The organism is Limnospira sp. PMC 289.06, from assembly GCF_032350395.1.
Taxonomy (GTDB): domain Bacteria; phylum Cyanobacteriota; class Cyanobacteriia; order Cyanobacteriales; family Microcoleaceae; genus Limnospira; species Limnospira platensis.
Map to the genome: position 1 here is coordinate 1 of NZ_JARPLC010000296.1, position 1,493 is coordinate 1,493.

Here is a 1,493-nt window from a genome sequence, read left to right on the forward strand (position 1 = left end):
ATGCCATGGATTATGTTCTCAAGGCTGCGTCCTAACCGTATTGACTAGTGCTATACAAAGCAGGGGGTCGTAACCCTGTTCCCATGACAAAGGGGTGTCCACATCAGGAGCCGTGTGAGGTGAAAGTCTCAAGTACGGTTGGGAATGGGAGTTGGGGAGGGTGACTTCCCTTTCGACCCCTACCCTTTTGAGGGTGAAGGATGCGACCAGAAGCCAAAGCCCAATTGTCATGGTGGGGATATGCCCACAGGTCGCGGTGTGGATATAGATACTGCGATTAGTAGGAGTATTATGACGAGAGCGAGTTTAAAGACTACGTGGTTGTATACAGCTCTGAAAGTTGAAGTTACAAAGCAGGGGGTCGTAACCCTGTTCCCATGACAAGGGGTGTCCACATCAGGAGCCGTGTGAGGTGAAAGTCTCAAGTACGGTTGGGAATGGGAGTTGGGGAGGGTGACTTCCCTTTCGACCCCTACCGACAATACTTTACCACATCTGATCTAATTGAAATAGACCACATTGTACCTCGAAGCCTTGGTGGAAAGGATGAATACAAAAACCTTCAATTATTACACCGCCACTGTCATGATGATAAGACGGCGCTAGATAACGCCAACGCTGTATCCTTAATAATGGAACAATCAGATTAGGAGCCGTATGAGGTGAAAGTCTCAAGTACGGTTTTGTATGGGAGGGGGAGATGGCGACATCTCTCTCGACCCCTACTTGTCAATGTCCTTAGCAGGTAATGGCCAATTAGGACTTTGGGTTTGAGTCTTGCATACTCTCGATGTGCTATGCTATCATAAACCACTAAGTGCGAGATGTTTAGGAGACCAAATAAGGCTGAGATGCCTGAAATAACCTCCTAGTGGGATTTCAACCCCTTGGTTGAATAAAAGAGGGCTGAAACTCTTTGAATATCCCATAACTATTTATGCGTCCCAACGTTTGGAGATGAGAATCCAAACTAGGCAGGGAACTCAGGGTCAATATACGGACTGTTTGAGGGAGTTATGACCCCAATATAGCAGAAAGTTGAGAGTAACGGCGGTAGCCACCCCCAATTTAACGATTCACACCCTTAGGTTGAAGCGGGGAACGGAAGGCGTAATGGAAAAACCTATTTCCTACTCGACCACTGCCAACTATCTATGATTAGGAAAACCGAATGTCTGGCTTGAACCATCGTAATTATGAAGCAGCGAAATAGGTTGACACGCTGCGTCCAAAAGGACAAGGGGAAAAAGAAGAGGTTTTAACAATCCATCTTCAAGATGTAGGATAATTTTGTGCTATACCTACACAGACCTTTAAAGTACCCCGGTGGAAAGGACGAATCTAAGGATAGAATGCCCACATAAATGGAACGTCGTAACCCCTCTTAGGCTCTCAGATGGCAGGATTTACCTGCGGAGTAGTGATAAGTGTAAGCGCAAGGTGCGAGACGTTCGGGTATGAAATAGGGCTGAAATGCCAGAAATCACTAGCCA

Annotated in this window: 1 pseudogene; it reads left to right on the forward strand. The window is 46.6% G+C overall.

Going from position 1 to position 1,493, the window contains the following annotated elements:
* Window positions 1-479 precede the first annotated feature (479 nt).
* Window positions 480-650 (forward strand): annotated as a pseudogene (locus P5674_RS24610) (HNH endonuclease); the annotation flags it as partial.
* Between the last annotated feature and the right edge of the window lie 843 nt (window positions 651-1,493).